This window comes from Serratia sp. TSO36, from assembly GCF_057808395.1.
Genome location: NZ_JBJZOU010000002.1, coordinates 165,920 through 192,514 on the forward strand (window position 1 = coordinate 165,920; position 26,595 = coordinate 192,514).

A 26,595-nucleotide genomic window follows, 5' to 3' on the forward strand; every position below is an offset into this window, starting at 1 on the left:
GCTCTTAAATTCACATCAACTCCCAGGGGCGGGTGCAACAAATTATTTCCATGTTGTTAAGTGGGTGTTATTTTCCGCGCAAGCAATGAACAGGCTGGATTTTTAGACTGCTGCCTGGTGCGTGTCTTCCCCCCATAGGATGTTCATATGAAAACAACGATCTTTAAGAGCCTCTATTTTCAGGTGCTGACGGCGATCACGCTGGGTATCCTGCTTGGCCACTTCTACCCTGACCTCGGCGCCGAGATGAAACCTCTGGGCGATGGCTTCGTCAAACTGATCAAGATGATCATCGCCCCGGTGATCTTCTGCACCGTGGTGACCGGCATCGCCGGCATGGAAAGCATGAAGGCGGTGGGCCGCACCGGCGCCATCGCGCTGCTGTATTTTGAAATCGTCAGCACCATCGCGCTGATTATCGGCCTGGTGATCGTCAACCTGGTGCAACCGGGCGCCGGCATGAACGTCGATCCCGGCACGCTGGACGCCAAGGCGGTGGCAGTCTACGCCGAGCAGGCGCAGCAGCAGGGCATCATCCCGTTCCTGCTGGACATCATCCCCGGCAGCGTGATCGGCGCATTCGCCAGCGGCAACATTCTGCAGGTGCTGCTGTTCGCGGTGCTGTTCGGCTTCGCCCTGCATCGCTTGGGTGAAAAGGGGCAGCTGATCTTCAACGTGATCGACAGCTTCTCGCGGGTGATTTTCGGCATCATCAACATGATCATGCGCCTGGCGCCGCTGGGGGCCTTCGGCGCCATGGCGTTTACCATCGGTAAATACGGCGTTGGCACCCTGGTGCAACTCGGCCAGCTGATCGTGTGCTTCTATATCACCTGTATCCTGTTCGTGGTGGTGGTGCTGGGCAGCATCGCCCGCGCCAACGGCTTCAGCATTTTCAAATTCGTCAACTACATCAAAGAAGAGCTGCTGATCGTGCTGGGAACCTCGTCGTCCGAGTCCGCGCTGCCGCGCATGCTGGATAAAATGGAGAGGCTGGGCTGCAAGAAATCGGTGGTGGGCCTGGTGATCCCGACCGGGTACTCCTTCAATCTGGACGGCACCTCTATTTACCTGACCATGGCCGCGGTGTTTATCGCGCAGGCGACCAACACCCACATGGACATCATGCATCAGATTACCCTGCTGGTGGTGTTGCTGCTCTCTTCCAAAGGGGCGGCGGGCGTGACCGGCAGCGGCTTTATCGTGTTGGCCGCCACCATCTCCGCCGTCGGCCACCTACCGTTGGCCGGCCTGGCGCTGATCCTCGGCATCGACCGCTTCATGTCGGAAGCCCGCGCGCTGACCAACCTGGTGGGCAACGGGGTGGCGACCGTGGTCGTGGCGAAGTGGTGCGGCCAACTGGATGAGAAACAGCTGAAAGCCACGCTGAACAACAAAAACGCCGGCGCGGACAAAACGCTGCCTTCCGCCTGATATTGACGGCGAATCACCGGCCGCAGCCGCGGCCGGTGAGGTTTTCCCCCTGCCTCGTAACGATTTCTTGCATTAAAAACCCCGCTATCTATTATTTTTCACTCTAATGAGTGACATCCGCAAAGGCGCGCGGTCTAACACGATGGTACACTTTCTGCTTTCCGCCCCACTGTGAAACTCAGGGCGTATTTTTATGATTCCATTGAATGGAATACACGCATTTGCATAAGAAATTGGATAGTCATTAAGTAGGGGTTCACATGCAGGGCACCAGAATTCATCTTATAGTTGGTGGGCTGCTATTGGCTGCAGCCAGTAGCAGCGTGCAGGCTGAAGCACTACAACCCGATCCTGCCTGGCAGCAGGGGGCGCTGGCCAACGGGTTTTCATGGCAAATTCTCGATACGCCGCAGCGGCCAAGCGACCGCGTGGAACTGCGGCTGATCGTCAATACCGGCTCTCTGGTGGAGTCTTCGCAACAGACCGGCTTCGCCCAGCTGTTGCCGCGGCTGGCGTTGACGCGCAGTGAAAGCTTTACCGCGCCGCAGCTGCGCGCCCTGTGGCAGCAGAGCGTGGATAACGAGCGGCCGCTGCCGCCGGCTATCATCTCGTATGATTTCACCATGTATAATCTCAGCCTGCCGAATAACCGGCCCGACCTGCTGAAAGAAGCGCTGGCCTGGCTGGCGGACACCACCGGCAAACTGGCGATCGACGAGCATACGGTGCACGCAGTGATGAACTCCACCATCAATCCGGTCGGCACTTTCCCGCCCAATACCCAAGACGTCTGGTGGCGTTACCGCCTGAAAGGCTCGACGCTGCTGGCGCACGATCCGGCGCAGCCGGCGAAACGGCCGGTCAACCTCGAACAGCTGAAGAAATTCTATCAACAGTGGTATACCCCGGATGCCATGACGCTGTTCGTTGTCGGCAAGGTCGACAGCCGCAGCCTGGGCGAGCAGATCAACAAGGCGTTCTCGCCGCTGCAGGGCAAACGTGAAACCCCGGCCCCGATGCCGACTCTGACGCCGCTGCCGCAACAGCCGGTGAGCCTGATCAGCGAGCAGGTGAAACAGGATACGCTGTCGATCATGTGGGATTCGCCGTGGCATCCGATTCGCGATTCGCAGAGCCTGCTTCGTTACTGGCGTGGCGATCTCGCCCGCGAGGCGCTGTTCTGGCATCTTCAGCAGACGCTGGAAAAAAGCGACCAGAAGAGCCTGCATCTGGGCTTTGACTGCCGCGTGCAGTACCAGCGCGGGCAGTGCGCCATCCATCTGGATACGCCGAACAACAACCTGAACGGCAGCCTGGGCTTTATCGCCCGCGAGCTGGCCAACGTGCGTGACAACGGCCTGTCGAAAGAAGAATTCGATGCGCTGCTGGCGCAGAAAAACGATCAGCTGAGCAAGCTGTTCGCGACCTACGCCCGCACCGACACCGATGTGCTGATGAGCCAGCGCCTGCGTTCGCAGCAGAGCGGGGTGGTGGATATCGCGCCGGAACTGTATCAGAAGCTGCGCCAGGAGTTCCTGTCCAGCCTGACGCTGGAGACGCTGAATCAGGCGCTGAAGCTGCAGCTTTCTCAGGAGGCGACGCTGGTGCTGATGCAGCCGAAGGGCGAGCCGGAAATGAGCATGAAGCAGCTGCAGGAAACCTATGACGGCATCATGATGCCGGCGCCGGCGGTGGTGACGGAGGAAGCCAAACCGGCCGACGCCGCGGTGGCTGCACCGGCGACGGACGCCGGCGCGCAGTAATCGCAGCAGGGGGCTCAGGCCCCCTCAGTTGCGGTACAGCACCTTGATGATGTGGTAACCGAACTGGGTTTTGACCGGGCCGTAAGGTTTGAGCAGCGGAATGCTGAACACCGCTTTATCGAACGCCGGCACCATCGCGCCCTTGTTGAATTCGCCCAGCGAGCCGCCGTTGCGTTTTGACGGGCAGCTCGAGTATTTGCGCGCCAGCGTGTCGAAGCTGACGCCGCGCTTCAGCTTGGCCAGCAGCTCGTTGGCCAGCTTTTCATTGTCTACCAGAATGTGCAGGGCGCACGCCGTTTTTGCCATGGTATTGCCTTTGTCGATGCGAAAATTGCGCTGATTATACCCGCTAAATCTCATCGGCGCTTTCTGCTACAATTCCCTTCCACGTTTTACAGCCGAGCAAGCCAGCACCATGCGATTAAACCCCAGCCAACAACAAGCCGTCGAATTCGTTACCGGGCCCTGCCTGGTGTTGGCCGGTGCCGGTTCCGGCAAGACGCGCGTTATCACCAACAAGATAGCCCACCTGATCCACCACTGCGGCTACCAGGCGCGGCACATCGCCGCCGTGACCTTTACCAACAAGGCTGCGCGCGAGATGAAAGAGCGCGTGTCGCAAACCCTGGGGCGCAAAGAGGCGCGCGGGCTGATGATTTCCACTTTTCATACCCTGGGGCTGGAGATCATCAAGCGGGAATACGTGGCGTTGGGGATGAAGTCCAACTTCTCGCTGTTCGACGATCAGGATCAGCTGGCGCTGTTGAAAGAGCTGACCGAAAAGTGGCTGGAAAGCGATAAAACGCTGGTAGCGCAGCTGATTTCGACCATCTCCAACTGGAAAAACGACCTGATCGATCCCCAGCGGGCGGCGGCGCTGGCGCGCTCGGAGCGCGACAAGCTGTTCGCCCACTGCTACGGCCTGTACCACGCCCATATGCGGGCGTGCAACGTGCTGGACTTCGACGACCTGATCCTGTTGCCGACGCTGCTGCTGCAACGCAACGAAGAGGTGCGCGAACGCTGGCAGCAGCGCATCCGCTACCTGCTGGTGGATGAGTACCAGGATACCAACACCAGCCAGTACGAGCTGGTGAAGCTGCTGGTGGGCAACCGCGCGCGCTTTACCGTAGTGGGAGACGACGACCAGTCGATCTACTCCTGGCGCGGCGCGCGGCCGCAGAACCTGGTGCTGCTGAAGGAAGATTTCCCGGCGCTGCAGGTGATCAAGCTGGAGCAAAACTACCGTTCCAGCGAGCGTATCCTGAAGGCGGCCAACATTCTGATCGCCAATAACCCGCACGTGTTTGAAAAGCGGCTGTTTTCCGAGCTGGGGTATGGCGAAGAGCTGAAGGTGGTGACCGCCAACAACGAGGATCACGAAGCCGAGCGGGTGGTGGGGGAGCTGATCGCCCACCACTTCGTGAAAAAGACCAACTACGGCGACTATGCGATCCTGTACCGCGGCAACCACCAGTCGCGGGTGTTTGAAAAGATGCTGATGCAGAACCGCATTCCGTACAAGATTTCCGGCGGCACCTCATTCTTCTCGCGCCCCGAGATCAAGGATTTGCTGGCCTACCTGCGCGTGCTGACCAACCCGGAAGACGACAGCGCCTTCCTGCGCATCGTCAATACCCCCAAGCGCGAGATCGGCCCGGCGACGCTGCAGAAGCTCGGCGAGTGGGCCAACCAGCGCAACAAGAGTTTATTCCACGCCAGTTTCGATCTGGGGCTGAGCCAGCACTTGACCGGACGCGGGCTGGAATCGTTGCAGCGTTTCACCCACTGGCTGGGCGGCATCGCCCAGCAGGCGGAACGTGAGCCGGTGGCGGCGGTGCGCGATCTGATCCGCGGCGTGGATTATGAGAGCTGGCTGTTTGAAACCTCGACCAGCCCGAAGGCCGCCGAAATGCGAATGAAGAACGTCAATACGCTGTTCGGCTGGATGACGGAGATGCTGGAAGGCAGCGATCTGGACGAGCCGATGACGCTGACCCAGGTGGTGACGCGCTTCACCCTGCGCGACATGATGGAGCGCGGTGAAAGCGAAGAAGAGCTGGATCAGGTACAGCTGATGACGCTGCACGCCTCCAAGGGGCTGGAGTTCCCCTACGTGTTCCTGGTGGGCATGGAAGAGGGCCTGCTGCCGCACCAGAGCAGCATCGATGAAGACAATGTCGATGAAGAGCGGCGTCTGGCCTATGTGGGGATCACCCGCGCGCAAAAAGAGCTGATCTTCACCCTGTGCCGCGAGCGCCGTCAGTACGGCGAGCTGGTGCGGCCGGAGCCGAGCCGCTTCCTGCTGGAGCTGCCGCAGGACGATTTGGCATGGGAAACCGAGCGCAAAGTGGTGAGCCCGCAGGAGCGGATGCAGAAAGGGCAGAGCCATCTGGCCAATATCCGCGCCCAGCTGGCCAAGGCCAAAGGCGGGAATTAAAAAGACAGGGCTAGATGACTGACAAAGGAGGAAAAAGCGTGGTTTTTCCTCCTTTGTGGTTATCAGTCGAAAATCAATGAATTGATTTTCCTTATTTTTTATATGCTGTCTTCTGTAAACCTGGCAATGTCATCAGGTTTGCCATTAACCTCAGGCGTGAATCGCGCCCTGGTCATTTCAACGCTGTTCCTCCAACCGCAGCGTCCAGTGGACGTAGCTCTGCCAGTGGCTTTCCTGCTCCAGCGCCTCGGCGCGCAGCGGATGCTGTTCCAACCAACCCGGCGGCAAGATCACCGTCAGTTCATCGTCCTGATTGGCGCGCAACCGCACCGCCGGCAGCGTGTCATCGCGGCGGCGGCTGGCGAAGATGATCGCCAGGCGCAAAATGCGGCACAGACGCTGCGCAGTGCGCGGCGGCAGGGCGTTTTGCTGGTTCAACAGCGACAGGTCGAGGGGGTTGCTCTGGTTTTGCAGCAGGGTGGCCAGCAGTTTTTTCTGCGCCGGGGTAAAGCCGGGTAAGTCCAGATGGCGGATCAGGTAGGCGGCGTGTTGCGGCGCCTGCTTGAAATCGACGCTGAGGCCGAGTTCGTGGATCAGACTGGCGCTGTGCAACAGCTCGCGACATCGCGCATCCAGCTGCCACTCGTTGGCGACCTGCTGCGAGAAGTTGGCGGCGAGTTGGCTGACGCGTTCGGCCTGCTCGGTGTCGATCAGGTAGCGGCGCTGCAGGTTGCGGATGGTGCGGATGCGAATATCCTGCTCCACCGGCAGATGCAGCATGCCGTAAACCAGGCCTTCACGCAGCGCCCCGCCGGCCAGCATCATGCTTTCGATGCCCAGTTCCTGGAAGATGGCCAACAGAATGGACAGGCCGCTCGGGAACACCAGCGCGCGCTCCAGCGTCAACCCTTCGATCTCCAGCTCTTCCAGCTTGCCGCACTGAATGGCGCGCTGTTTCAGCTGGCGCAGCTTGGGCAGGGTGATGCGCTCATCCATGCCTTGCGCCACCATGATCTCCTGCAGCGCCTGTACGGTGCCGGAAGCGCCGACGCAGATCTGCCAACCTTGCTGGCGCAGCTGCGGTGCGATCGGCCGCACCATTTCGCGCGCGGCCTGTTCGGCGCGCTCGAAGTTTTCTTGCCCGAGGTTGCGATCGCTGAAGTAGCGCTCCAGCCAGGTGACGCAGCCCATCGACAGGCTATACAGCTGCGATGCCTGTGCGCCGGTGCCGGTGACCAGTTCGGTGCTGCCGCCGCCGATGTCGACGACCAGCCGCCGATCCGGCCCGCCGGTGGTGTGCGCGACACCGTGATAAATCAGCCGTGCTTCTTCTTCGCCGCTGATCACCTGTACCGGGCAGCCGAGGATTTGCTCGGCTGCCTGCAGGAACTCATCGGCGTTGGACGCCAGGCGCAGCGTGGCGGTGGCGACGACGCGGATCTGCTCGCGCGGAATGTCCTGCAGGCGTTCGGAGAACAGCCGCAGGCACTGCCAGCCGCGTTGCATGGCCTCATGCGACAGGTGATTGTTCTGATCCAGCCCGGCCGCCAGGCGCACCTTGCGCTTGATCCGCGCCAGGGTCTGAATGCTGCCGGCCACCTCGCGCACCACCAACATATGGAAGCTGTTGGAGCCGAGATCGATGGCAGCATAAAGCGTGCTGGAGCTGAGCATGGCGATCAGCTCGAGCGTTTACGGTTGTTGCGCGGCGCGCCGCCGCGACGAGGCGCGGAGTTGCGACGTGGGCCGTTGCCGCCGCGCGGGCGCGACAGGCGTTTCGGCGCCGGCAGATCGGTCAGCAGCGCATCGCTATTGTACTTGCTTACCGGAATGCTGTGGTCGATATAGGTCTCGATCGCCGGCAGGTTGAGCGCGTACTCTTCACACGCCAGGCTGATGGAGTGGCCGCTGGCGCCTGCGCGGCCGGTACGGCCGATGCGGTGCACGTAGTCTTCGCAATCGTCAGGCAGATCGTAGTTGAAGACGTGGGTGACGGCAGGAATGTGCAGACCGCGCGCGGCGACGTCGGTGGCGACCAGGATGTCGAGGTTGCCCTTGGTGAAGTCGTCAAGGATGCGCAGGCGTTTTTTCTGCGCCACGTCACCGGTCAGCAGGCCCACGCGGTGACCGTCGGCGGCCAGATGGCCCCAGATGTCTTCGCAGCGGTGCTTGGTGTTGGCGAAGATGATGGCGCGATCCGGCCACTCTTCTTCGATCAGCGTCTGCAGCAGGCGCATTTTTTCTTCGTTGGACGGGTAGAACAGCTCTTCTTTAATGCGGTGGCCGGTTTTCTGTTCCGGTTCCACTTCAACATATTCGGCGTTGTTCATCTGCTCGAAGGCCAGCTCGCGTACGCGATAGGACAGGGTGGCGGAGAACAGCATGTTCAGGCGTTGATCGGCCGCAGGCATGCGGCGGAACAGCCAACGGATGTCTTTGATAAAGCCGAGATCGTACATGCGATCGGCTTCATCCAGCACGACAACCTGCATCGCGCCGAGATCGACATAGTTCTGCTTGGTGTAATCGATTAAACGGCCGGTGGTGCCAATCAGAATGTCCACGCCGCTTTCCAGCACTTTCAGCTGTTTGTCGTAGCCGTCGCCGCCGTAGGCCAGGCCCAGTTTCAGGCCGGTGCTCTGGGAGAGCGCTTCTGCGTCGGAGTGGATTTGCACCGCCAGTTCACGCGTAGGCGCCATGATCAAGGCGCGCGGCTGATTGGTCTGGCGATCCTGTTTCGCCGGGTGAGTCAGCAAATAGTGAAAAGTAGACGCCAAAAACGCCAGCGTCTTTCCGGTACCGGTTTGCGCCTGACCTGCAACGTCACGCCCGGAGAGCGTGAGCGGCAATGCTAACGCCTGGATGGGCGTGCAATTGTGAAACCCTTTTTTCTCAAGGGCTTCAAGGACTAACGGGTGCAGGGCGAAGTCGGAAAACTTCTGTTCAGTCAAGTGTGTTTTGCTCATAGTGTGGTAGAATATCAGCTAACTATTGCTTTACGAAAGCACATCCGTTGAAATAAACGCGGTGCAATAAAATCACCTTGAGTTGGTTAATGCTACACCAACAAGGTAGACATAATCCTGTGGAGTAGAACATGAGCGATAAAATTATTCACCTGACTGACAGCAGCTTCGACGCTGACGTGCTGAAAGCGGAAGGGCCGATCCTGGTCGATTTCTGGGCTGAATGGTGTGGGCCGTGCAAGATGATTGCTCCGATTCTGGATGAGATTGCCGAAGAGTTCGAAGGCAAACTGACCATCACCAAGCTGAATATCGATCAGAACCCGGCTACCGCGCCCAAGTACGGTATCCGTGGCATCCCTACGCTGTTGCTGTTCAAGAACGGTGAAGTGGCCGCGACCAAGGTTGGCGCGTTGTCCAAAGGTCAGCTCAAAGATTTCCTGAACGCGAATCTGTAATCGGGCGGGAAGCCCAGTATCAGGCGCCTGGCGGTGATGTTCAATTCACCGCTAGACGCCTGCCAAGAAGCGTGTTAAGTTTAACCACACTGCATATAGAACTTGCCCGAAGTTTTAAATCTAAAGAGTTTGAATCTAAAGCTATACTCTGTGTCGAATCACTGGCGTTGAAAGTAAACTGAACTCAGCCCGTGTTTTGGCAATCAAACGGTTTTGCAAAAATCATTTTTAAGGTACCTTCGATCTTCAACCGTCAATGCGTGCGCCCGATGTAAGCCATTTCTTACCGCGACGGCTCTGCGCCCGGTGATCGAACGTCCAGTAAACAGGCACGCATCTCGCTGCCATACCATTCACGATACAAGTTCGAGACATACCCCGAGTTTAAGAACCCACCACTATGAATCTTACCGAATTAAAGAATACGCCGGTTTCTGAGCTGATTACTCTCGGCGAAAATATGGGGCTGGAAAACCTTGCCCGCATGCGCAAGCAGGACATTATCTTCTCCATTCTGAAGCAACATGCGAAAAGCGGAGAAGATATCTTCGGCGACGGCGTGCTCGAGATATTGCAGGATGGATTCGGTTTCCTCCGCTCTGGAGACAGTTCCTACCTCGCCGGTCCCGACGACATCTACGTATCCCCTAGCCAAATCCGCCGCTTCAACCTCCGCACAGGTGACACCATTTCCGGTAAGATTCGCCCGCCAAAAGAAGGCGAGCGCTATTTTGCCCTGTTGAAAGTCAACGAAGTCAACTACGACAAGCCGGAAAACGCCCGCAGCAAGATCCTGTTCGAGAACCTGACGCCGCTGCACGCCAATTCCCGTCTGCGGATGGAGCGCGGCAACGGCTCGACCGAAGACCTGACGGCGCGCGTACTGGATCTGGCGGCACCGATTGGCCGTGGCCAGCGCGGCCTGATCGTGGCGCCGCCGAAAGCCGGTAAAACCATGCTGCTGCAGAATATTGCGCAGAGCATCGCCTACAACCACCCAGACTGCGTGCTGATGGTGCTGCTGATCGACGAACGTCCGGAAGAAGTGACTGAGATGCAGCGTCTGGTGAAAGGCGAAGTGATCGCATCGACCTTCGACGAGCCAGCTTCGCGCCACGTGCAAGTGGCCGAAATGGTAATCGAGAAGGCCAAGCGTCTGGTTGAGCACAAGAAAGACGTGATCATTCTGCTCGACTCCATCACCCGTCTGGCGCGTGCCTACAATACCGTGGTACCGGCTTCCGGCAAGGTGCTGACCGGTGGTGTGGACGCCAACGCCCTGCATCGTCCGAAGCGTTTCTTCGGTGCGGCGCGTAACGTGGAAGAGGGCGGCAGCTTGACCATCATCGCGACCGCGCTGGTCGATACCGGTTCGAAGATGGACGAAGTGATCTACGAAGAATTCAAAGGTACCGGCAACATGGAATTGCACCTGGCGCGTAAAATCGCCGAGAAGCGCGTATTCCCTGCGATCGATTACAACCGCTCCGGTACCCGTAAAGAAGAGCTGCTCACCACTTCCGAAGAGCTGCAAAAAATGTGGATCCTGCGCAAAATCATTCACCCGATGGGTGAGATTGACGCGATGGAGTTCCTCATTAATAAGTTGGCGATGACTAAAACCAACGATGAATTCTTCGATATGATGAAACGCTCATAATTCGTTAAAAAATTCGCTGAACGCCACGCCTAGTCGTGGCGTTTTTCGCTTTTGGCGGATACGATAAGTAGCAGTAATGGAAAAGTAAGTTGTTTCCTCGACTTATTGAGAATTCATCTTGTTTGTCGGTCGGCTCTGCGCCGGTCGGCTTTGCTGCTGTCGTTTTGTCAGCCGATGCGAAGAAAATAGGCATGAATCACCGTTGTCATAGGAAATGACCGAAAGGTGGCGGGGGTCGATGGCACAAGCTATTGCCCGTGGTAAGCTGCCTTATCTTCTACAGAGATCTGTTAACTGTGAACTTACTCACTATGAGTACTGAAATTCTATTTGTTTTCCTGTTTTCTTTGGCTTTTCTCTTTGTTGCCCGCAAGGCGGCAAAACGTATTGGTCTGGTAGATAAACCCAATTATCGCAAACGCCATCAGGGGCTGATTCCACTGGTCGGCGGTATTTCCGTTTATGCCGGATTGTGCTTCGCGTTTTGGATTTCCGAACAACCTATCGCGCACGCCAAGCTTTATCTTACCTGCGCCGGCATTCTGGTGTTTGTGGGCGCGCTCGACGATCGTTTCGACATCAGCGTTAAAATCCGCGCCCTGGTGCAGGCGTTGGTCGGCATCGCCATGATGGTGTTCGCCGGTCTGTATCTGCGCAGCTTCGGCCATGTACTGGGCGACTGGGAGATGTTGCTGGGGCCGTTCGGCTATCTGGTGACGCTGTTTGCGGTATGGGCGGCGATCAACGCCTTCAACATGGTCGACGGCATTGATGGCCTGCTGGGTGGGCTGTCGTGCGTCTCCTTCGGCGCGCTGGGTCTGTTGCTGTACCTGAGCGGCCACCATGAGATGGCGTTCTGGTGCTTTGCGATGATCGCCACCATCGTTCCCTATATTTTGCTCAACCTCGGCATTCTCGGCCGCCGTTATAAGGTGTTCATGGGGGACGCCGGCAGTACCCTGATCGGCTTTACCGCCATTTGGCTGCTGCTGCAAAGCTCGCAGGGCAAGGCACACTCGATTAATCCGGTGACCGCACTGTGGATCATCGCTATTCCGCTGATGGACATGATAGCAATCATGTATCGTCGTTTACGCAAGGGGATGAGCCCCTTCTCTCCCGATCGTCAACATATTCACCACCTGATCATGCGAGCCGGCTTTACGCCGCGGCAGGCTTTTGTGTTGATTACCCTGGCGGCCGCATTGCTGGCGGCGGTTGGCGTGATCGGCGAACGCCTGACTTTTATCCCAGAGTGGGTTATGTTGGCATTATTCTTGCTTGCTTTCTTCCTGTACGGTTACTGCATCAAGCGCGCCTGGCGGGTTGCGCGGTACATTAAGCGTATCAAGCGTCGCCTGCGGCGTTCGAGCGATAACAAGCAAGTATCTTAACCAGAGGCTTTTTGGCTGTGATGAATCCAGAAACAACGTCTGACAAGCATACCCCGGCGGTGGATAACGAACTCGATATCCGCGGCCTGTGCTGCACCCTGTGGCGCGGCAAACCGTGGATTATCGGCATTGCGGTGCTGTTCGCGGCGGTCGCGCTGATCGTCTCTTATCTGGTAAAGCAAGAATGGAGCGCGACCGCAATCACCGACAAACCCACGGTGAATGCGCTGGGCGGTTACTACTCCCAGCAGCAGTTCCTGCGCAATCTGGATGTGCGCACGCTGCCGGCGACGGCCGGCGATCAGCCGAGCATCGCGGACGAAGCGTACAATGAGTTCATCATGCAGCTGGCGGCTTACGATACGCGTCGCGATTTCTGGCTGCAGAGCGATTACTACAAGCAACGTCAGGAAGGGGATGCCCGCGCGGATGCGGCGCTGCTCGACGAGCTGATCAACAACATCCTGTTCACGCCGCGCGACGACAAGAAAGTGCCGAACGACGGCGTGAAGCTGACGGCGGAAACTGCCGCGGACGCCAACCGCCTGCTGCGTCAATACGTGGCCTTCGCCAGCCACCGCGCTGCCCTGCACCTGAACGAAGAGATTCAGGGGGCGTGGGCCGCTCGCACTACCTCAATGAAGGCGCAGGTCAAGCGGCAGGAAGCGGTGGCGGAGTCGGTTTACAAGCGCGAGCTGAACACCACGCAGCAGGCGCTGAAAATCGCCGAAAGCCAGGGGATCAGCCGCGCGCAGACCGACACCCCGGCCGAGCAACTGCCGGATTCGGATCTGTTCCTGCTGGGCCGGCCAATGCTGCAGGCGCGTCTGGAAGGTCTGCAGGCCTCCGGCCCGACCTATGACCTGGATTACGATCAGAACCGTGCGATGCTGGCGACGCTGAACGTTGGCCCGACGTTGGATGAGAAGTTCCAGACCTATCGTTATTTGCGCACGCCGGAAGAGCCGGTAAAACGCGACAGCCCGCGCCGGGTATTCTGGCTGATTCTGTGGGGCGCGATGGGCGCTTTGGTTGGCGCGGGCGTTGCCTTGGCGCGTCGGCCGCGTAGTTAAAAAATAATATAATAATCTGATGCAGGGCGCGTGAGCGCCCGATTCGCAGGCGTGGCCTGCGATTAACCGACCAAAAGAGAGTCGCTGTGAAAGTGTTGACTGTTTTCGGCACCAGACCTGAAGCCATCAAAATGGCGCCGCTGGTACATGCACTGGCCCAGGATGAGGCTTTTGACGCAAGAGTCTGCGTAACGGCACAGCATCGTGAGATGTTGGATCAGGTATTGCGGTTGTTTGAGATCACGCCGAATTACGACCTGAACATCATGAAACCCGGCCAGGGGCTAACGGAAATCACCTGCCGCATCCTGGAAGGGCTGAAAGGGGTGCTGGAAGACTTCAAACCGGACGTAGTGCTGGTGCACGGCGATACCACCACCACGCTGGCGACCAGCCTGGCGGCGTTCTATCAACGCATCCCCGTCGGGCATGTCGAGGCCGGGCTGCGCACCGGCAATCTGTATTCTCCCTGGCCGGAAGAGGCCAACCGCAAACTGACCGGCCACCTGGCGATGTACCATTTCGCGCCAACCGAGAACTCGCGCCAAAATCTGTTGCGCGAGCTGCTGCCGGACAACCGTATTTTCGTGACCGGCAATACGGTGATCGACGCGCTGTTCTGGGTGCGTGACCGCGTGATGAGCGATGCCGCGCTGCGGGCTGGCCTGGCACAGCGTTATCCGTTCCTCGACGCCGACAAGAAACTGATCCTGGTCACCGGTCATCGCCGCGAAAGCTTTGGCGGCGGCTTTGAGCGGATTTGCAGCGCGCTGGCGGAGATCGCCCGCAATCACCCGGAAGTACAGGTGGTGTATCCGGTGCATCTCAATCCGAACGTCAGTGAGCCGGTGAATCGCATTTTGAAAGGCATCGACAACGTCATGCTGATCGAGCCGCAGGATTATCTGCCGTTTGTCTATTTGATGACCCAGGCTTACATGATCCTGACCGATTCCGGTGGCATTCAGGAAGAGGCGCCATCGTTAGGTAAACCGGTGCTGGTGATGCGCGACACCACCGAACGCCCGGAAGCGATAGATGCGGGCACGGTGCGTCTGGTCGGCACCGATGTGGCCAAAATTGTTGAAGCGGTGACCCGGCTGTTGACGGACGAAAGCGAATATCACGCGATGAGTCGGGCGCATAACCCATACGGTGACGGACATGCCTGTCAGCGTATCCTCGAAGCTTTAAAGAATCATCAGGTGACACTATGAGTTTTGACACTATTTCGGTTATCGGCCTGGGTTATATCGGCTTGCCAACGGCGGCGGCGTTCGCTTCCCGCAAGAAAAAAGTGGTGGGTGTAGATGTTAACCAACATGCGGTAGATACCATTAACCGCGGCGCGATCCACATCGTCGAACCGGATCTGGACAAAGTGGTCAAGGACGCCGTCGACGGCGGTTTCCTGCGGGCGGTGACCAAACCGCTGGCGGCCGATGCGTTCCTGATCGCGGTGCCTACGCCGTTCAAGGGCGATCACGAGCCGGATCTGGCCTATGTCGAAGCGGCGGCGAAATCGCTGGCGCCGGTGCTGAAAAAAGGCGATCTGGTGATCCTGGAGTCCACCTCGCCGGTGGGGGCCACCGAACAAATGGCGGACTGGCTGGCGCAGGCGCGCAGCGATCTCAGCTTCCCGCAGCAAGCGGGCGAAGCGGCGGACGTGAATATCGCCTACTGCCCGGAGCGCGTGTTGCCGGGGCAGGTGATGGTGGAGCTGATTCAAAACGACCGCGTGATCGGCGGCATGACGCCGAAGTGCTCGGAACGTGCCAGCGCGCTGTACAAGATTTTCCTCGAGGGCGAATGCGTGATCACCAACTCGCGCACCGCCGAGATGTGCAAGCTGACGGAAAACAGCTTCCGCGACGTGAATATCGCCTTTGCCAACGAACTGTCGTTGATCTGCGCTGAGCAGGGGATCAACGTCTGGGAACTGATCCGCCTGGCGAACCGCCATCCGCGGGTGAATATTCTGCAGCCGGGGCCGGGCGTCGGCGGTCACTGCATTGCCGTCGATCCGTGGTTTATCGTGGCGCAGAATCCGCAGCAGGCGCGCCTGATCCACACCGCACGCCTGGTGAACGACGGCAAACCGCTGTGGGTGGTCGATCGGGTGAAAGCGGCGGTGGCCGATTGTCTGGCCGCCACCGACAAGCGCGCGTCCGAGGTGAAAATTGCCTGCTTCGGCCTGGCCTTCAAACCGAATATCGATGATTTGCGTGAAAGCCCGGCGGTAGAAGTGGCGCACCTGATCGCCGAATGGCACGTCGGCGAAACGCTGGCGGTGGAACCGAACGTCGAACAGTTGCCGAAGTCGCTGGCCGGCCATGTGACGTTGACGCCAGTCGCGGAAGCGTTGCAGCAGGCCGATGTGATCGTGATGTTGGTCGATCACCAGCAGTTCAAGGCCATCCGGCCGGAAGATGTAAAACAAACATGGGTTGTTGATACCAAAGGAGTATGGCGTTGAAACGTATTTTAGTTACCGGTGGTGCCGGTTTCATTGGCTCCGCAGTCGTGCGGCACATCATCGAGGCCACCGGCGATAGCGTGGTGGTGGTGGATAAGCTGACCTATGCCGGTAACCTCGAGTCGCTGGCGGTGGTGGCCGAGAGCGAGCGCTATGCTTTCGAGCAGGTCGACATCTGCGATCGTGCCGAACTGGATCGGGTATTTGCCCAGTATCAGCCGGACGTGGTGATGCACCTGGCGGCGGAAAGCCACGTCGATCGCTCTATCGACGGCCCGGCGGCCTTTATCGAGACCAACGTGGTGGGCACTTACACCATGCTGGAAGCGGCGCGCCATTACTGGCAGCCGTTGGCAGCGGAGAAGAAGCAGGCTTTCCGTTTCCATCATATCTCCACCGACGAAGTATACGGCGACCTGCACGGCACCGACGATCTGTTCACCGAAACCACGCCGTATGCGCCGAGCAGTCCGTATTCCGCCTCCAAGGCGTCGAGCGATCATCTGGTGCGCGCCTGGTTGCGCACCTACGGTTTGCCGACCCTCGTGACCAACTGCTCGAACAACTACGGCCCTTATCACTTCCCGGAGAAGCTGATCCCGTTGGTGATCCTGAATGCGGTGGCCGGCAAACCGCTGCCGGTATACGGCAACGGCGCACAGGTGCGCGACTGGCTGTATGTCGAGGATCACGCGCGCGCGCTCTATCAGGTCGTGACCGAAGGCGTGGTAGGCGAAACTTACAATATCGGCGGCCATAACGAGCGCAAGAATATCGAAGTGGTGCAGACCATTTGCGATCTGCTGGAAGAACTGGCGCCGAACAAGCCGCAGGGCGTGGCGAACTACCGCGATCTGATCACTTACGTGAAGGATCGCCCGGGCCACGACATGCGTTACGCCATCGACGCCGGCAAAATCGATCGTGAGCTGGGCTGGCGGCCGCAGGAAACGTTCGAAAGCGGCATTCGCAAGACGGTAGCCTGGTATTTGGCTAACGAAACCTGGTGGCGCCGGGTGCAAGACGGCTCTTATGCCGGCGAGCGTTTGGGGTTGTCAGATTAATTTAACGCCGCGCGCGCTTTGCGGCGGTGCGGCGGGTTTTGGAGTACGTATGAAAGGTATTATTCTGGCCGGCGGTTCCGGTACGCGTCTGCATCCGATTACTCGTGGCGTGTCAAAGCAACTGCTGCCGATTTATGACAAGCCGATGATCTATTACCCGATGTCGGTGCTGATGCTGGCGGGGATCCGCGACATTTTGATCATCTCGACCCCGGAAGATCTGCCGTCCTTCGAGCGTTTACTGGGTAACGGCGAACAGTTCGGCGTCAATCTCAGCTACGCTGCGCAGCCTAAGCCGGAAGGTTTGGCGCAGGCGTTTCTGATCGGCGAGGAGTTTATCAACGGCGATTCTTGCTGCCTGGTGTTGGGAGATAATATCTTCTTCGGCCAATCTTTCAGCCCGAAATTAAAAACCGTCGCGGCTCGCACCGAAGGTGCCACCGTGTTCGGTTATCAGGTCATGGATCCTGAGCGCTTTGGCGTGGTGGAGTTTGACGACAACTTCCGTGCGCTGTCGATCGAAGAAAAACCGAAGAAACCGAAATCCGATTGGGCGGTGACCGGCCTGTACTTCTACGATAGCCAGGTGGTGGAGTTTGCCAAGCAGGTGAAACCTTCCGAGCGCGGCGAGTTGGAAATCACCAGCATCAACCAGATGTATCTGGAGCGCGGTGAACTGACCGTCGAGCTGTTGGGGCGTGGTTTCGCCTGGTTGGACACCGGGACTCACGACAGCCTGCTGGAAGCCAGCAGCTTTGTGCAGACGGTAGAAAAACGCCAGGGCTTTAAAATCGCCTGTCTGGAAGAGATTGCCTGGCGTAACGGTTGGCTGGATGATAAGGAACTGAAACGCGCCGCCACTTCATTGTCCAAAACGGGCTACGGCAAGTATTTGCTGGATCTGCTGCATGCGCGTCCACGCCACTATTGAGCCTTTGTCATGGGAAAGCGAGTTTTTCGCGCTCGACAGCGCGAAACTCGGTTTTTCCTCCTCGGCTCCGGCGCTTGCCGAGGCCGATCTGGCGGCTTATAACCTGGTGCAGGCCAAAATTCCCGCGCAGCACCTCGCGTTGGCGGACGGCCTGGCTGATTTGGGATTTCGCCTGGTTGAGGGCGAAGTCGATCTGGTTCTGGCTCTTGAGAGTGATCTAGCGGTTGAACCGGGTTCCGCCGCCCAGATCTCCCGTCTGGCAACCGAGGCCGATATCCCGGCATTGCGCACCGCGGCGGCTCAGGCGTTCACCGTCAGCCGCTTTCGCACGCCCTGGTATCAACCTGATGACAGCGGCCGGTTTTATGCTTTGTGGATCGAAAAGGCCGTTCTGGGCACCTTTGATCATCAATGCTTGCTGGTGCTGGATAGCCAGGGGCAACCCGAAGGCTTTGTCAGCCTGCGTGACATTGGCGGCCAGGAAATGCGCATTGGCCTGTTGGCGGCGTTCCCCGGCGCATACGGCCGGGGCGTGGGCGCCAGGCTGATGACGGCGGCGATCGCCGAATGTCGGCAGCAGGGGATGCAGCGCCTGCGGGTTGCGACCCAGGTGGGCAATATCGCCGCATTACGACTCTATCAACGACAGGGTGCCGTGATTGAAAGCACCGCGTACTGGTTATACAGAGGTAGACATGATTCCATTTAACGCTCCACCGGTTGTTGGCACTGAACTGGAATATATGCAGGCTGCCATGGGCAGCGGCAAATTGTGCGGCGACGGCGGTTTCACCCGCCGCTGCCAGCAGTGGATGGAACAGCGTTTCGGCAGCGCGAAAGTGTTGTTGACGCCTTCCTGCACCGCGTCGTTGGAAATGGCCGCCATTCTGCTGGATATCCAGCCGGGTGACGAAGTGATCATGCCAAGCTTTACCTTCGTTTCCACCGCCAACGCCTTTGTGCTGCGCGGCGCCAAAGTGGTGTTCGTCGACCTGCGTCCAGACACCATGAACATCGACGAAACCAAAATCGAAGCGGCGATCACCGATAAAACCCGCGCGATTGTGCCGGTGCACTATGCCGGCGTGGCCTGCGAGATGGATACCATCATGGCGCTGGCGAAGAAATATAACCTGTTCGTGGTGGAAGATGCCGCGCAGGGCGTGATGTCGACCTACAAAGGCAAGGCATTGGGCACCATTGGCCATATCGGCTGCTTCAGCTTCCATGAAACCAAAAACTACACCGCCGGCGGCGAAGGCGGCGCGACGCTGGTGAACGATCCGGCTCTGATCGATCGGGCGGAAGTCATCCGCGAAAAAGGCACCAACCGCAGCCAGTTCTTCCGTGGCCAGGTCGACAAATATACCTGGCGCGACATCGGTTCCAGCTATCTGATGTCCGACCTGCAGGCCGCCTACCTGTGGGGCCAGCTGGAAGTGGCGGAGCGCATCAACCAGCGCCGTTTGGCTCTGTGGCAGAAGTACTACGACAGCTTCCTGCCGTTGGCCCGGTCAGGCCGCATCGAACTGCCGGTAATCCCGGCCGACTGCGTGCATAACGCGCACATGTTCTATATCAAGTTGCGCGATATCGAAGAGCGCACGGCCTTTATCGACTACCTGAAGGAAGCCGAAATCATGGCGGTGTTCCACTATATCCCGCTGCATGATTGCCCGGCCGGCGAACGCTTTGGCCGCTTTGCCGGCGAAGATCGTTACACCACGCAGGAAAGCGCGCGCCTGGTGCGCTTGCCGCTGTTCTACAATATGTCTGATGTCAATCAGCGTACGGTAATCAATACCATCCTGAGTTTCTTTGCCTGATATGTCGTTGGCAAAAGCATCGATATGGACCGCCGGCTCCACGCTGATCAAAATCGGCGTGGGGCTGTTGGTGGTGAAACTGCTGGCGGTGGCGTTTGGCCCCAGCGGGGTGGGGCAGGCGGGTAACTTCCGCCAGTTGATTACCGTGCTGGGCGTGCTGTCCGGCGCGGGCATTTTTAACGGTATCACCAAATACGTGGCGGAGTACCACCAGGATCCGCAGCGTCTGCGTCTGGCGGTGGGCACCGCGTCGAGCATCGTGCTGGGCTTTTCGACCTTGCTGGCGCTGGTGTTTCTGTTCGCCGCCGAACCGATCAGCATCGGGCTGTTCGGGCATGCCGATTACGTCGATGTGGTGCGCGCCGTCGCTTTCATTCAGATGGGCATCGCCTACGCCAACCTGTTTATGGCGGTGCTGAAAGGCTATCGCGACGCGATGGGCAATGCGCTGGCGGTGATCGGCGGCAGCCTGCTCGGCGTGGTGGCTTATTACCTGTGCTTCAAGCTGGGCGGTTATGAAGGCGCGCTGGCGGGGCTGGCGCTGGTGCCGGCGTTGGTGGTGCTGCCGGCCGGGCTGATGCTGTGGCGGCGCAAAACGCTGCCGCTGCGCTATTTGGCGCCGCGCTGGGACAAACTCGTGGCCGGCAACCTCGGCAAGTTCACCGTCATGGCGCTGATCACTTCGGTGACGCTGCCGGTGGCCTATGTGATGATGCGTAACCTGTTGGCCGCGCATTACGGTTGGGATGAAGTGGGGATCTGGCAGGGCGTTAGCAGCATTTCCGATGCCTATCTGCAGTTCATCACCGCCTCGTTTACCGTCTATCTGCTGCCGACGCTGTCGCGGCTGACGGACAAGGGCGCCATCTCGCGGGAGATCGTGCGCTCGTTGAAATTCGTGCTGCCGGCGGTAGCGGCGGCGAGTTTTACGGTGTGGCTGCTGCGTGATTTCGCCATCTGGCTGCTGTTCTCGGACAAATTCGTCGCCATGCGCGATCTGTTTGCCTGGCAGCTGGTGGGCGACGTGCTGAAAGTCGGGGCTTATGTGTTCGGCTATCTGGTGATCGCCAAAGCGTCGCTGCGCTTCTATATCCTGACGGAAGTCAGCCAGTTTCTGCTGCTGACGCTGTTCTCGCACTGGCTGATCCCGCTGCACGGCGCGTTGGGGGCGGCTCAGGCCTATATGGCAACCTACATCGTGTATTTCGCGCTCTGTAGCTGCGTATTTCTTATCTATCGTAGACGAGTATGACCACACTGATTCACGTTCTGGGATCCGATATCCCGCATCATAACCAGACGGTGCTGCGCTTCTTCAACGACGTGCTGGCGCCGCGTTTGCCGGCTGAGCAGACGCGGCATTTTATGGTGGCGGCCAAGGATGTGGCGGCACTGGGAGATTTCCCCGCCCTGAACATTGCGCCCTACGCGGACAAGAAAAGCCTGGCGGCGGCGGTCATCGCGCGCGCCCAGGCCGATCGCGATGCGCGCTTCTTCCTGCACGGCCAGTTCAATCCGGGGCTGTGGCTGGCGCTGCTGAGCGGCAAGATCAAGGCGCGTCAGGTCAGTTGGCATATTTGGGGCGCCGATCTGTATGAAGACGCCACCAGCTGGAAATTCCGGCTGTTCTATCTGCTGCGCCGCATTGCGCAGGGGCGAGTAGGGAACGTGTTTGCTACCCGCGGCGACGTGATCCACTACCAGCAGCGCCATGCGCGGGTGCCGGCCTCGCTGCTGTACTTCCCGACCCGCATGGATCCGGCGCTGACCGACGTTCACGTCGAGAAAAACCTGGCCGGGCCGATGACGATTCTGGTCGGTAACTCCGGCGATCGCAGCAATCGGCATATCGAAGCGCTGCAGGCGATTCATCAGCAGTTCGGCGCCGACGTGCGCGTGATCCTGCCGATGGGCTATCCGGCCAATAACGACGCCTACATCGAGCAGGTGCGCGCCGCCGGGTTGCCGCTGTTCGGCGAGAAAAACCTGCAGCTGCTCACGCAGCAGGTGGCGTTTGAGGACTATCTCAATATTTTACGCGCCTGCGATCTCGGCTATTTCATTTTCAATCGCCAGCAGGGGATTGGCACTTTGTGCCTGCTGATTCAGTTCGGCGTGCCTTTCGTGCTCAGCCGGCAAAACCCGTTCTGGCAGGATTTGGCGGAACAGCATCTGCCGGTGCTGTTCTACGGCGATTCGCTGGACGAGGCGGTGGTGCGTGAAGCGCAGCGTCAGCTGGCGGCGGTGGATAAACAGGCGATCGCCTTCTTCAATCCGAACTATGTCGACGGTTGGCAGCAAGCCCTGGCGTTGGCGGCGGGAGAGCACTCATGACGTTGGCGCAATTCGGCGGCCTGTTTGTCGTCTATCTGGTCAGCCTGACGTTTATCCTGACGCTGACCTATCAGGAGTTTCGGCGCGTGCGCTTTAACTTCAACGTCTTCTTCTCGCTGCTGTATTTGCTGACGTTTTATTTCGGTTTTCCTTTGACCTGCCTGCTGGTGTTCCAGTTTGACGTCGAGGTAGTGCCGGTGGAGTTTCTGCTGTACGCCCTGCTGTCGGCGACGGCGTTTTACGCCATCTATTACGTTACCTACAAGACCCGGCTGCGCAAGCGCCGCACACAGCCGCGCGCTGCGCTGTTTACCATGAACCGGGTGGAAACCCATATGACCTGGGTGCTGCTGGCGCTGGTGGCGATCGGTACCGTTGGGATCTTCTTCATGCAGAACGGTTTCCTGCTGTTCAAGCTCAATTCCTACAGCCAGATTTTCTCCAGCGACGTGTCCGGTGTGGCGCTCAAGCGGTTCTTTTACTTCTTCATTCCGGCGATGCTGGTGGTCTATTTCCTGCGGCAGGATCTGCGCGCCTGGTTCTTGTTCCTGATGGCGACGGTGGCGTTCGGCATTCTGACCTACGTGATCGTCGGCGGCACCCGCGCCAACATCATCATCGCCTTCGCGCTGTTCCTGTTTATCGGCATCGTGCGCGGCTGGATCACGCTGTGGATGCTGGCGGCGGCGGGCATATTCGGCGTGGTCGGCATGTTCTGGCTGGCGTTGAAGCGCTACAGCCTGGACGTCAGCGGCGCGGAGGCGTTTTATACCTTCCTCTATCTGACCCGCGATACCTTCTCGCCGTGGGAAAACCTGGCGCTGCTGTTGCAAAATTACGACAAGATCGATTTCCAGGGCCTGGCGCCGATCTTGCGTGATTTCTACGTCTTTATCCCTACCTGGCTCTGGCCCGGCCGGCCGGACGTGGTGCTGAACTCGGCCAACTACTTCACCTGGGAAGTGCTGAACAACCACTCCGGGCTGGCGATTTCGCCGACGCTGATCGGTTCGCTGGTGGTGATGGGCGGCGCGCTGTTTATCCCGCTCGGCGCGATTCTGGTGGGCATGATCATCAAGTGGTTCGACTGGCTGTATGAGCTGGGCAAAACCGAGCCGAACCGCTATAAGGCGGCCATTCTGCAGGGGTTCTGCTTCGGCGCGGTGTTCAACATGATCGTGTTGGCGCGGGAAGGGGTGGATTCATTCGTGTCGCGCGTGGTGTTCTTCTGCATTATTTTCGGTGCCTGTCTGGTGCTGGCGAAGTTGCTGTATTGGCTGTTCGATACCGCCGGGCTGATCAAGGCCAGAGTGACGCGCACCCGCGCGCTGGCGTCGCCGCCTCGGGCCAACGGTCTTTTGTAAGGGTAATGAGAACGATGGAAGCAAAGATTTCGGTGCCGCAGTATGAGCTGCGCGGTTTCAGCCTGTGGGGCTTTCGCGATATGGCGCACTGCATGGACTTTTTGTTCGACGGCGGCCGGGTAAAACAGGGCACGCTGGTGGCCATGAACGCGGAAAAGATCCTGAAGGCGGAAGAGGACCAGGCGCTGCATGCGTTGCTGGATGAGGCGGAGTACAAGTACGCAGACGGCATCAGCATGGTGCGCTCGATTCGCCGCAAATACCCGGCGGCGGACGTTTCGCGCGTTGCGGGCGCCGATCTGTGGGAAGCCTTGATGCAACGCGCCGGCCGTGAAGGCACGCCGGTCTTCCTGGTCGGCGGCAAGCCGGAGGTTTTGGCGGAAACCGAGCAAAAGCTGCGCAGCCAGTGGAATGTCAACCTGGTGGGCAGCCAGGACGGCTACTTCAAACCGGATCAGCGCGAGGCGCTGTTCGAGCGTATTCGTGCCAGCGGCGCCGCGATCGTGACGGTGGCGATGGGATCGCCGAAGCAGGAGATTCTGATGCGCGACTGCCGCAAGGTGCATCCGCAGGCGCTGTATATGGGCGTGGGCGGCACCTACGACGTCTTTACCGGCCATGTGAAGCGTGCGCCCAAGGTGTGGCAGAACCTCGGTCTGGAATGGCTCTACCGCCTGCTCAGCCAACCCAGCCGCATCGGCCGGCAGTTGAAGCTGTTGAAGTTTGTCGGCTACTACTACAGCGGCAAGATGTAACCCCTCATCCGGGGCGGAAAGTGCTGTTCCGCTCCGGTCTGCTGTACCAATAATCTGCTTTTGCGCGTTTCTCCCGCATATCTATAACCCTCGGCCCTAAACGTCGTCGCATTTATTCCATAAAGTTTTAAATTGCGGTTTGCTTATAGCGGCGAAATGCGAAACGATACCGCCCGGAAATTATCCCTGGCCGCTGAAGCTTGATGCGACAGCGCTGAACGATGTCCTTCTCACGGTCACTTCGCTCCGACAACCCGTTGATGCCAATCCGATCGGCAGGGGATGATTTATTCTTTTAATAATGACAATAACGACCGGCAGCGGCCGGCAGGCAAACACGACCCGAGAAAAATTATTGAGGATTTATGGCACACAAAGAGAAACCGCAAGGGCTACACCGGGGCCTGGAGGCCCGGCATATCGAGCTTATCGCTCTGGGGGGCACCATCGGTGTCGGCCTGTTTATGGGCTCGGCCAGTACGCTGAAATGGGCGGGGCCGTCGGTGCTGCTGGCTTACATTATCGCCGGGCTGTTCGTGTTCTTCATTATGCGTTCGATGGGGGAGATGCTGTTCCTCGAGCCGGTTGCCGGGTCGTTTGCCGTTTACGCGCATAAGTACATGAATCCCTACTTCGGTTACCTGACCGCCTGGGGCTACTGGTTTATGTGGATTGCCGTCGGCATTTCTGAAATCACCGCCATCGGGGTGTATGTGCAGTTCTGGTTCCCGGAAATACCGCAGTGGGTGCCGGCGCTGATCGCCGTGGCGATGGTCGCGTTGGCCAACCTGGCGGCGGTGCGCCTGTACGGTGAGCTGGAGTTCTGGTTCGCCATGATCAAGGTCACCACCATCATCGTGATGATTCTGGTGGGGCTGGGGGTGATCTTCTTCGGCTTCGGCAACGGCGGTGAACCTATCGGTTTCGCCAATTTGACGGCGCACGGCGGTTTCTTTGCCGGCGGCTGGAAAGGCTTCCTGTTTGCGCTGTGCATCGTGGTGGCGTCCTATCAGGGGGTTGAACTGGTGGGCATCACCGCCGGGGAAGCCAAGAACCCGCAGGTGACGCTGAAACGCGCGATCAACAATATCCTGTGGCGCATCCTGATCTTCTATGTCGGTGCGATCTTCGTCATTGTCACCATCTTCCCGTGGAACGGCATCGGCACCACCGGCAGCCCGTTCGTGCTGACCTTCGCCAAGATCGGTATCGTTGCCGCCGCCGGCATCATCAACTTTGTGGTGTTGACCGCCGCGCTCTCCGGTTGCAACAGTGGCATGTACAGCGGCGGCCGCATGCTGTACGCCCTGGCCAAGAACCGCCAACTGCCGGCGGCGTTGACTAAGCTTTCCGCCAGCGGCGTGCCGGTGAACTGCATCGCCGTCACCATCGGCTGCCTGTTGGTGGGCTCCGCGCTGAACTACATCATCCCGAATCCGGAGCAGGTGTTCGTTTATGTCTACAGCGCGAGCGTGCTGCCGGGCATGGTGCCGTGGTTCGTGGTGCTGATAAGCCAGCTCTATTTCCGTCGCGCCCATAAGGAAGCGATCAAAAACCACAGCTTTAAGTCGATCATGTTCCCGTATGTGAACTATCTGACCATCGCTTTTCTGGTTTGCGTGCTGGTCGGCATGGGAATCAACCCGGATACGCGCATTTCCCTGCTGGTCGGGGCGATTTTCTTAGCCGGCGTCAGCCTGTGCTACTTCGCTTTCGGCATGCACAAGAAACATCATCCGGTTGAAAATCGGGTAGAAACGCGCCAATAAACGGCGAAAAGGGGCTACGGAGTGCGCTTTTGTGCGCGGGAGTGAGCAAAGCGTAATCAAACGCAACATTTCTGCGAAAAAGCACTAGACAGGATTGGCGTAAATCCGTAGTATCCCCTCCCGCAACGGCGCTACGCGCCCGTAGCTCAGCTGGATAGAGCGCTGCCCTCCGGAGGCAGAGGTCTCAGGTTCGAATCCTGTCGGGCGCGCCATTAAGTTTGTGCGCAGGAGCTGCGGTGGTATATTACCGCGTGAGTAAGAAGTAGTAATGGTGGCTATAGCTCAGTTGGTAGAGCCCTGGATTGTGATTCCAGTTGTCGTGGGTTCGAGTCCCATTAGCCACCCCACTTCCTGATGAAGTGAAGATTTAGCAGTATTTTGTGACAGTGCGAAGGTGGCGGAATTGGTAGACGCGCTAGCTTCAGGTGTTAGTGTTCTTACGGACGTGAGGGTTCAAGTCCCTCTCTTCGCACCACGCAAAATATCTGATAAATATAAGATTTATATGGACAATGGTCTGATAAATCGGGTAGTATGAGCAACACAAATCGGCGAGTAGCGCAGCTTGGTAGCGCAACTGGTTTGGGACCAGTGGGTCGGAGGTTCGAATCCTCTCTCGCCGACCACTTTCAAAAAAACCGACGCAAGTCGGTTTTTTTACGCCTGCAGTTTATGAGGATGAGTACCTCCGCAGGAGGTTCGAGCCTCGCGAAGCGAGACAACGTTGCTTTACAACGGCCCGCAGGGCGCGCATCAAAGATGCGCGTAATCCTCTCTCGCCGACCACATTCGAAAAAACCGACGCAAGTCGGTTTTTTTACGCCTGTAGTTTATGAGGATGAGCACCTCCGCAGGAGGTTAGAACCTCGCGAAGCGAGACGTAGGTAG

At 58.6% G+C, this 26,595-nt stretch carries 21 protein-coding genes, 4 tRNA genes and 1 other RNA gene; 23 read left to right on the forward strand and 3 right to left on the reverse strand.

Translation table 11 applies throughout. The annotated features are described in order from the left end of the window. Window positions 1-147 precede the first annotated feature (147 nt). Both ACK3CV_RS01065 and ACK3CV_RS01070 read left to right on the forward strand, forming a co-directional pair. Window positions 148-1,434 (forward strand): dicarboxylate/amino acid:cation symporter, encoded by a 1,287-nt coding sequence (locus ACK3CV_RS01065; RefSeq protein ID WP_033636623.1) that lies wholly within the window; start codon window positions 148-150, stop codon window positions 1,432-1,434. Window positions 1,435-1,694: 260 nt separating this feature from the next. Beyond that, a complete protein-coding gene (locus ACK3CV_RS01070) occupies window positions 1,695-3,197 on the forward strand; it encodes a M16 family metallopeptidase (RefSeq protein WP_033636624.1) in 1,503 nt (500 codons plus the stop codon). 24 nt (window positions 3,198-3,221) lie between these two features. Here ACK3CV_RS01070 and ppiC read toward each other — a convergent pair whose 3' ends face one another. Continuing rightward, window positions 3,222-3,503: a peptidylprolyl isomerase PpiC gene (ppiC, locus tag ACK3CV_RS01075; protein WP_004934175.1), complete on the reverse strand. Its 282-nt coding sequence runs from the start codon at window positions 3,501-3,503 to the stop codon at window positions 3,222-3,224. Between the two features lie 109 nt (window positions 3,504-3,612). On the opposite strand from ppiC, the gene rep reads away from it, so the two are divergent. Further along, a complete protein-coding gene (gene rep / locus ACK3CV_RS01080; RefSeq protein ID WP_033654001.1) occupies window positions 3,613-5,637 on the forward strand; it encodes a DNA helicase Rep in 2,025 nt (674 codons plus the stop codon). A gap of 177 nt (window positions 5,638-5,814) precedes the next feature. Here the strand turns inward: rep and ppx are convergent, their stop codons facing one another. Both ppx and rhlB read right to left on the reverse strand, forming a co-directional pair. After that, complete coding sequence (ppx, locus tag ACK3CV_RS01085; RefSeq protein ID WP_033636627.1) at window positions 5,815-7,311, reverse strand: exopolyphosphatase; 1,497 nt, start codon at window positions 7,309-7,311, stop codon at window positions 5,815-5,817. A gap of 5 nt (window positions 7,312-7,316) precedes the next feature. Then, on the reverse strand, window positions 7,317-8,603 hold the full coding sequence (gene rhlB / locus ACK3CV_RS01090) for an ATP-dependent RNA helicase RhlB (RefSeq protein WP_004934183.1): 1,287 nt from the start codon (window positions 8,601-8,603) through the stop codon (window positions 7,317-7,319). 131 nt (window positions 8,604-8,734) lie between these two features. Between rhlB and trxA the strand changes: the two genes are divergently transcribed. The 20 genes from trxA (at window position 8,735) to ACK3CV_RS01190 (ending at window position 26,493) form a co-directional block, all read left to right on the forward strand. Beyond that, window positions 8,735-9,061 (forward strand): thioredoxin TrxA, encoded by a 327-nt coding sequence (gene trxA, locus ACK3CV_RS01095; protein ID WP_033636629.1) that lies wholly within the window; start codon window positions 8,735-8,737, stop codon window positions 9,059-9,061. A gap of 400 nt (window positions 9,062-9,461) precedes the next feature. Next, on the forward strand, window positions 9,462-10,721 hold the full coding sequence (rho, locus tag ACK3CV_RS01100) for a transcription termination factor Rho (protein ID WP_004934188.1): 1,260 nt from the start codon (window positions 9,462-9,464) through the stop codon (window positions 10,719-10,721). Window positions 10,722-11,017: 296 nt separating this feature from the next. Continuing rightward, on the forward strand, window positions 11,018-12,115 hold the full coding sequence (gene wecA, locus ACK3CV_RS01105; protein WP_049233749.1) for a UDP-N-acetylglucosamine--undecaprenyl-phosphate N-acetylglucosaminephosphotransferase: 1,098 nt from the start codon (window positions 11,018-11,020) through the stop codon (window positions 12,113-12,115). Window positions 12,116-12,135: 20 nt separating this feature from the next. Then, window positions 12,136-13,188 (forward strand): ECA polysaccharide chain length modulation protein, encoded by a 1,053-nt coding sequence (gene wzzE, locus ACK3CV_RS01110; RefSeq protein ID WP_033636634.1) that lies wholly within the window; start codon window positions 12,136-12,138, stop codon window positions 13,186-13,188. 86 nt (window positions 13,189-13,274) lie between these two features. Beyond that, complete coding sequence (gene wecB / locus ACK3CV_RS01115; RefSeq protein WP_041037227.1) at window positions 13,275-14,405, forward strand: non-hydrolyzing UDP-N-acetylglucosamine 2-epimerase; 1,131 nt, start codon at window positions 13,275-13,277, stop codon at window positions 14,403-14,405. Continuing rightward, window positions 14,402-15,664, forward strand: coding sequence for a UDP-N-acetyl-D-mannosamine dehydrogenase (gene wecC, locus ACK3CV_RS01120; protein ID WP_164141454.1), 1,263 nt, complete (start codon window positions 14,402-14,404; stop codon window positions 15,662-15,664). Before wecB ends, wecC begins: the two co-directional genes overlap by 4 nt. Continuing rightward, window positions 15,655-16,728 carry a dTDP-glucose 4,6-dehydratase gene (gene rffG / locus ACK3CV_RS01125; RefSeq protein ID WP_172905242.1) on the forward strand — a complete coding sequence of 358 codons (1,074 nt, stop codon included), beginning with the start codon at window positions 15,655-15,657 and terminating at the stop codon, window positions 16,726-16,728. Before wecC ends, rffG begins: the two co-directional genes overlap by 10 nt. A gap of 49 nt (window positions 16,729-16,777) precedes the next feature. Beyond that, on the forward strand, window positions 16,778-17,659 hold the full coding sequence (rfbA, locus tag ACK3CV_RS01130) for a glucose-1-phosphate thymidylyltransferase RfbA (protein ID WP_047569833.1): 882 nt from the start codon (window positions 16,778-16,780) through the stop codon (window positions 17,657-17,659). After that, window positions 17,637-18,368, forward strand: coding sequence for a dTDP-4-amino-4,6-dideoxy-D-galactose acyltransferase (gene rffC / locus ACK3CV_RS01135; protein WP_049212738.1), 732 nt, complete (start codon window positions 17,637-17,639; stop codon window positions 18,366-18,368). Before rfbA ends, rffC begins: the two co-directional genes overlap by 23 nt. Further along, window positions 18,355-19,485, forward strand: coding sequence for a dTDP-4-amino-4,6-dideoxygalactose transaminase (rffA, locus tag ACK3CV_RS01140; protein WP_033636640.1), 1,131 nt, complete (start codon window positions 18,355-18,357; stop codon window positions 19,483-19,485). The genes rffC and rffA overlap by 14 nt, the downstream gene beginning before the upstream one ends. Before the next feature lies 1 nt (window position 19,486). Beyond that, window positions 19,487-20,737, forward strand: a complete 1,251-nt coding sequence (gene wzxE, locus ACK3CV_RS01145) for a lipid III flippase WzxE (protein ID WP_033649867.1) — start codon at window positions 19,487-19,489, stop codon at window positions 20,735-20,737. Then, entirely contained in the window at window positions 20,734-21,819 is a 1,086-nt protein-coding gene (locus ACK3CV_RS01150; protein ID WP_033636643.1) for a TDP-N-acetylfucosamine:lipid II N-acetylfucosaminyltransferase, read from the forward strand. The genes wzxE and ACK3CV_RS01150 overlap by 4 nt, the downstream gene beginning before the upstream one ends. Beyond that, entirely contained in the window at window positions 21,816-23,183 is a 1,368-nt protein-coding gene (gene wzyE, locus ACK3CV_RS01155) for an ECA oligosaccharide polymerase (RefSeq protein ID WP_060424193.1), read from the forward strand. The genes ACK3CV_RS01150 and wzyE overlap by 4 nt, the downstream gene beginning before the upstream one ends. Window positions 23,184-23,197: 14 nt before the next feature. Then, entirely contained in the window at window positions 23,198-23,938 is a 741-nt protein-coding gene (gene wecG / locus ACK3CV_RS01160) for a lipopolysaccharide N-acetylmannosaminouronosyltransferase (protein WP_033636645.1), read from the forward strand. 365 nt (window positions 23,939-24,303) lie between these two features. Further along, complete coding sequence (gene thrP, locus ACK3CV_RS01165) at window positions 24,304-25,707, forward strand: bifunctional threonine/serine APC transporter ThrP (RefSeq protein WP_033649864.1); 1,404 nt, start codon at window positions 24,304-24,306, stop codon at window positions 25,705-25,707. A gap of 135 nt (window positions 25,708-25,842) precedes the next feature. Further along, window positions 25,843-25,919 (forward strand) — tRNA-Arg (locus tag ACK3CV_RS01170). Window positions 25,920-25,978: 59 nt separating this feature from the next. Continuing rightward, window positions 25,979-26,054, forward strand: a tRNA-His gene (locus ACK3CV_RS01175). 41 nt (window positions 26,055-26,095) lie between these two features. Next, window positions 26,096-26,182 (forward strand) — tRNA-Leu (locus ACK3CV_RS01180). Window positions 26,183-26,256: 74 nt separating this feature from the next. Then, window positions 26,257-26,333: transfer RNA gene (locus tag ACK3CV_RS01185), tRNA-Pro, on the forward strand. 32 nt (window positions 26,334-26,365) lie between these two features. Next, a non-coding RNA gene (locus ACK3CV_RS01190) (RtT sRNA) lies at window positions 26,366-26,493 on the forward strand. Window positions 26,494-26,595 lie beyond the last annotated feature (102 nt).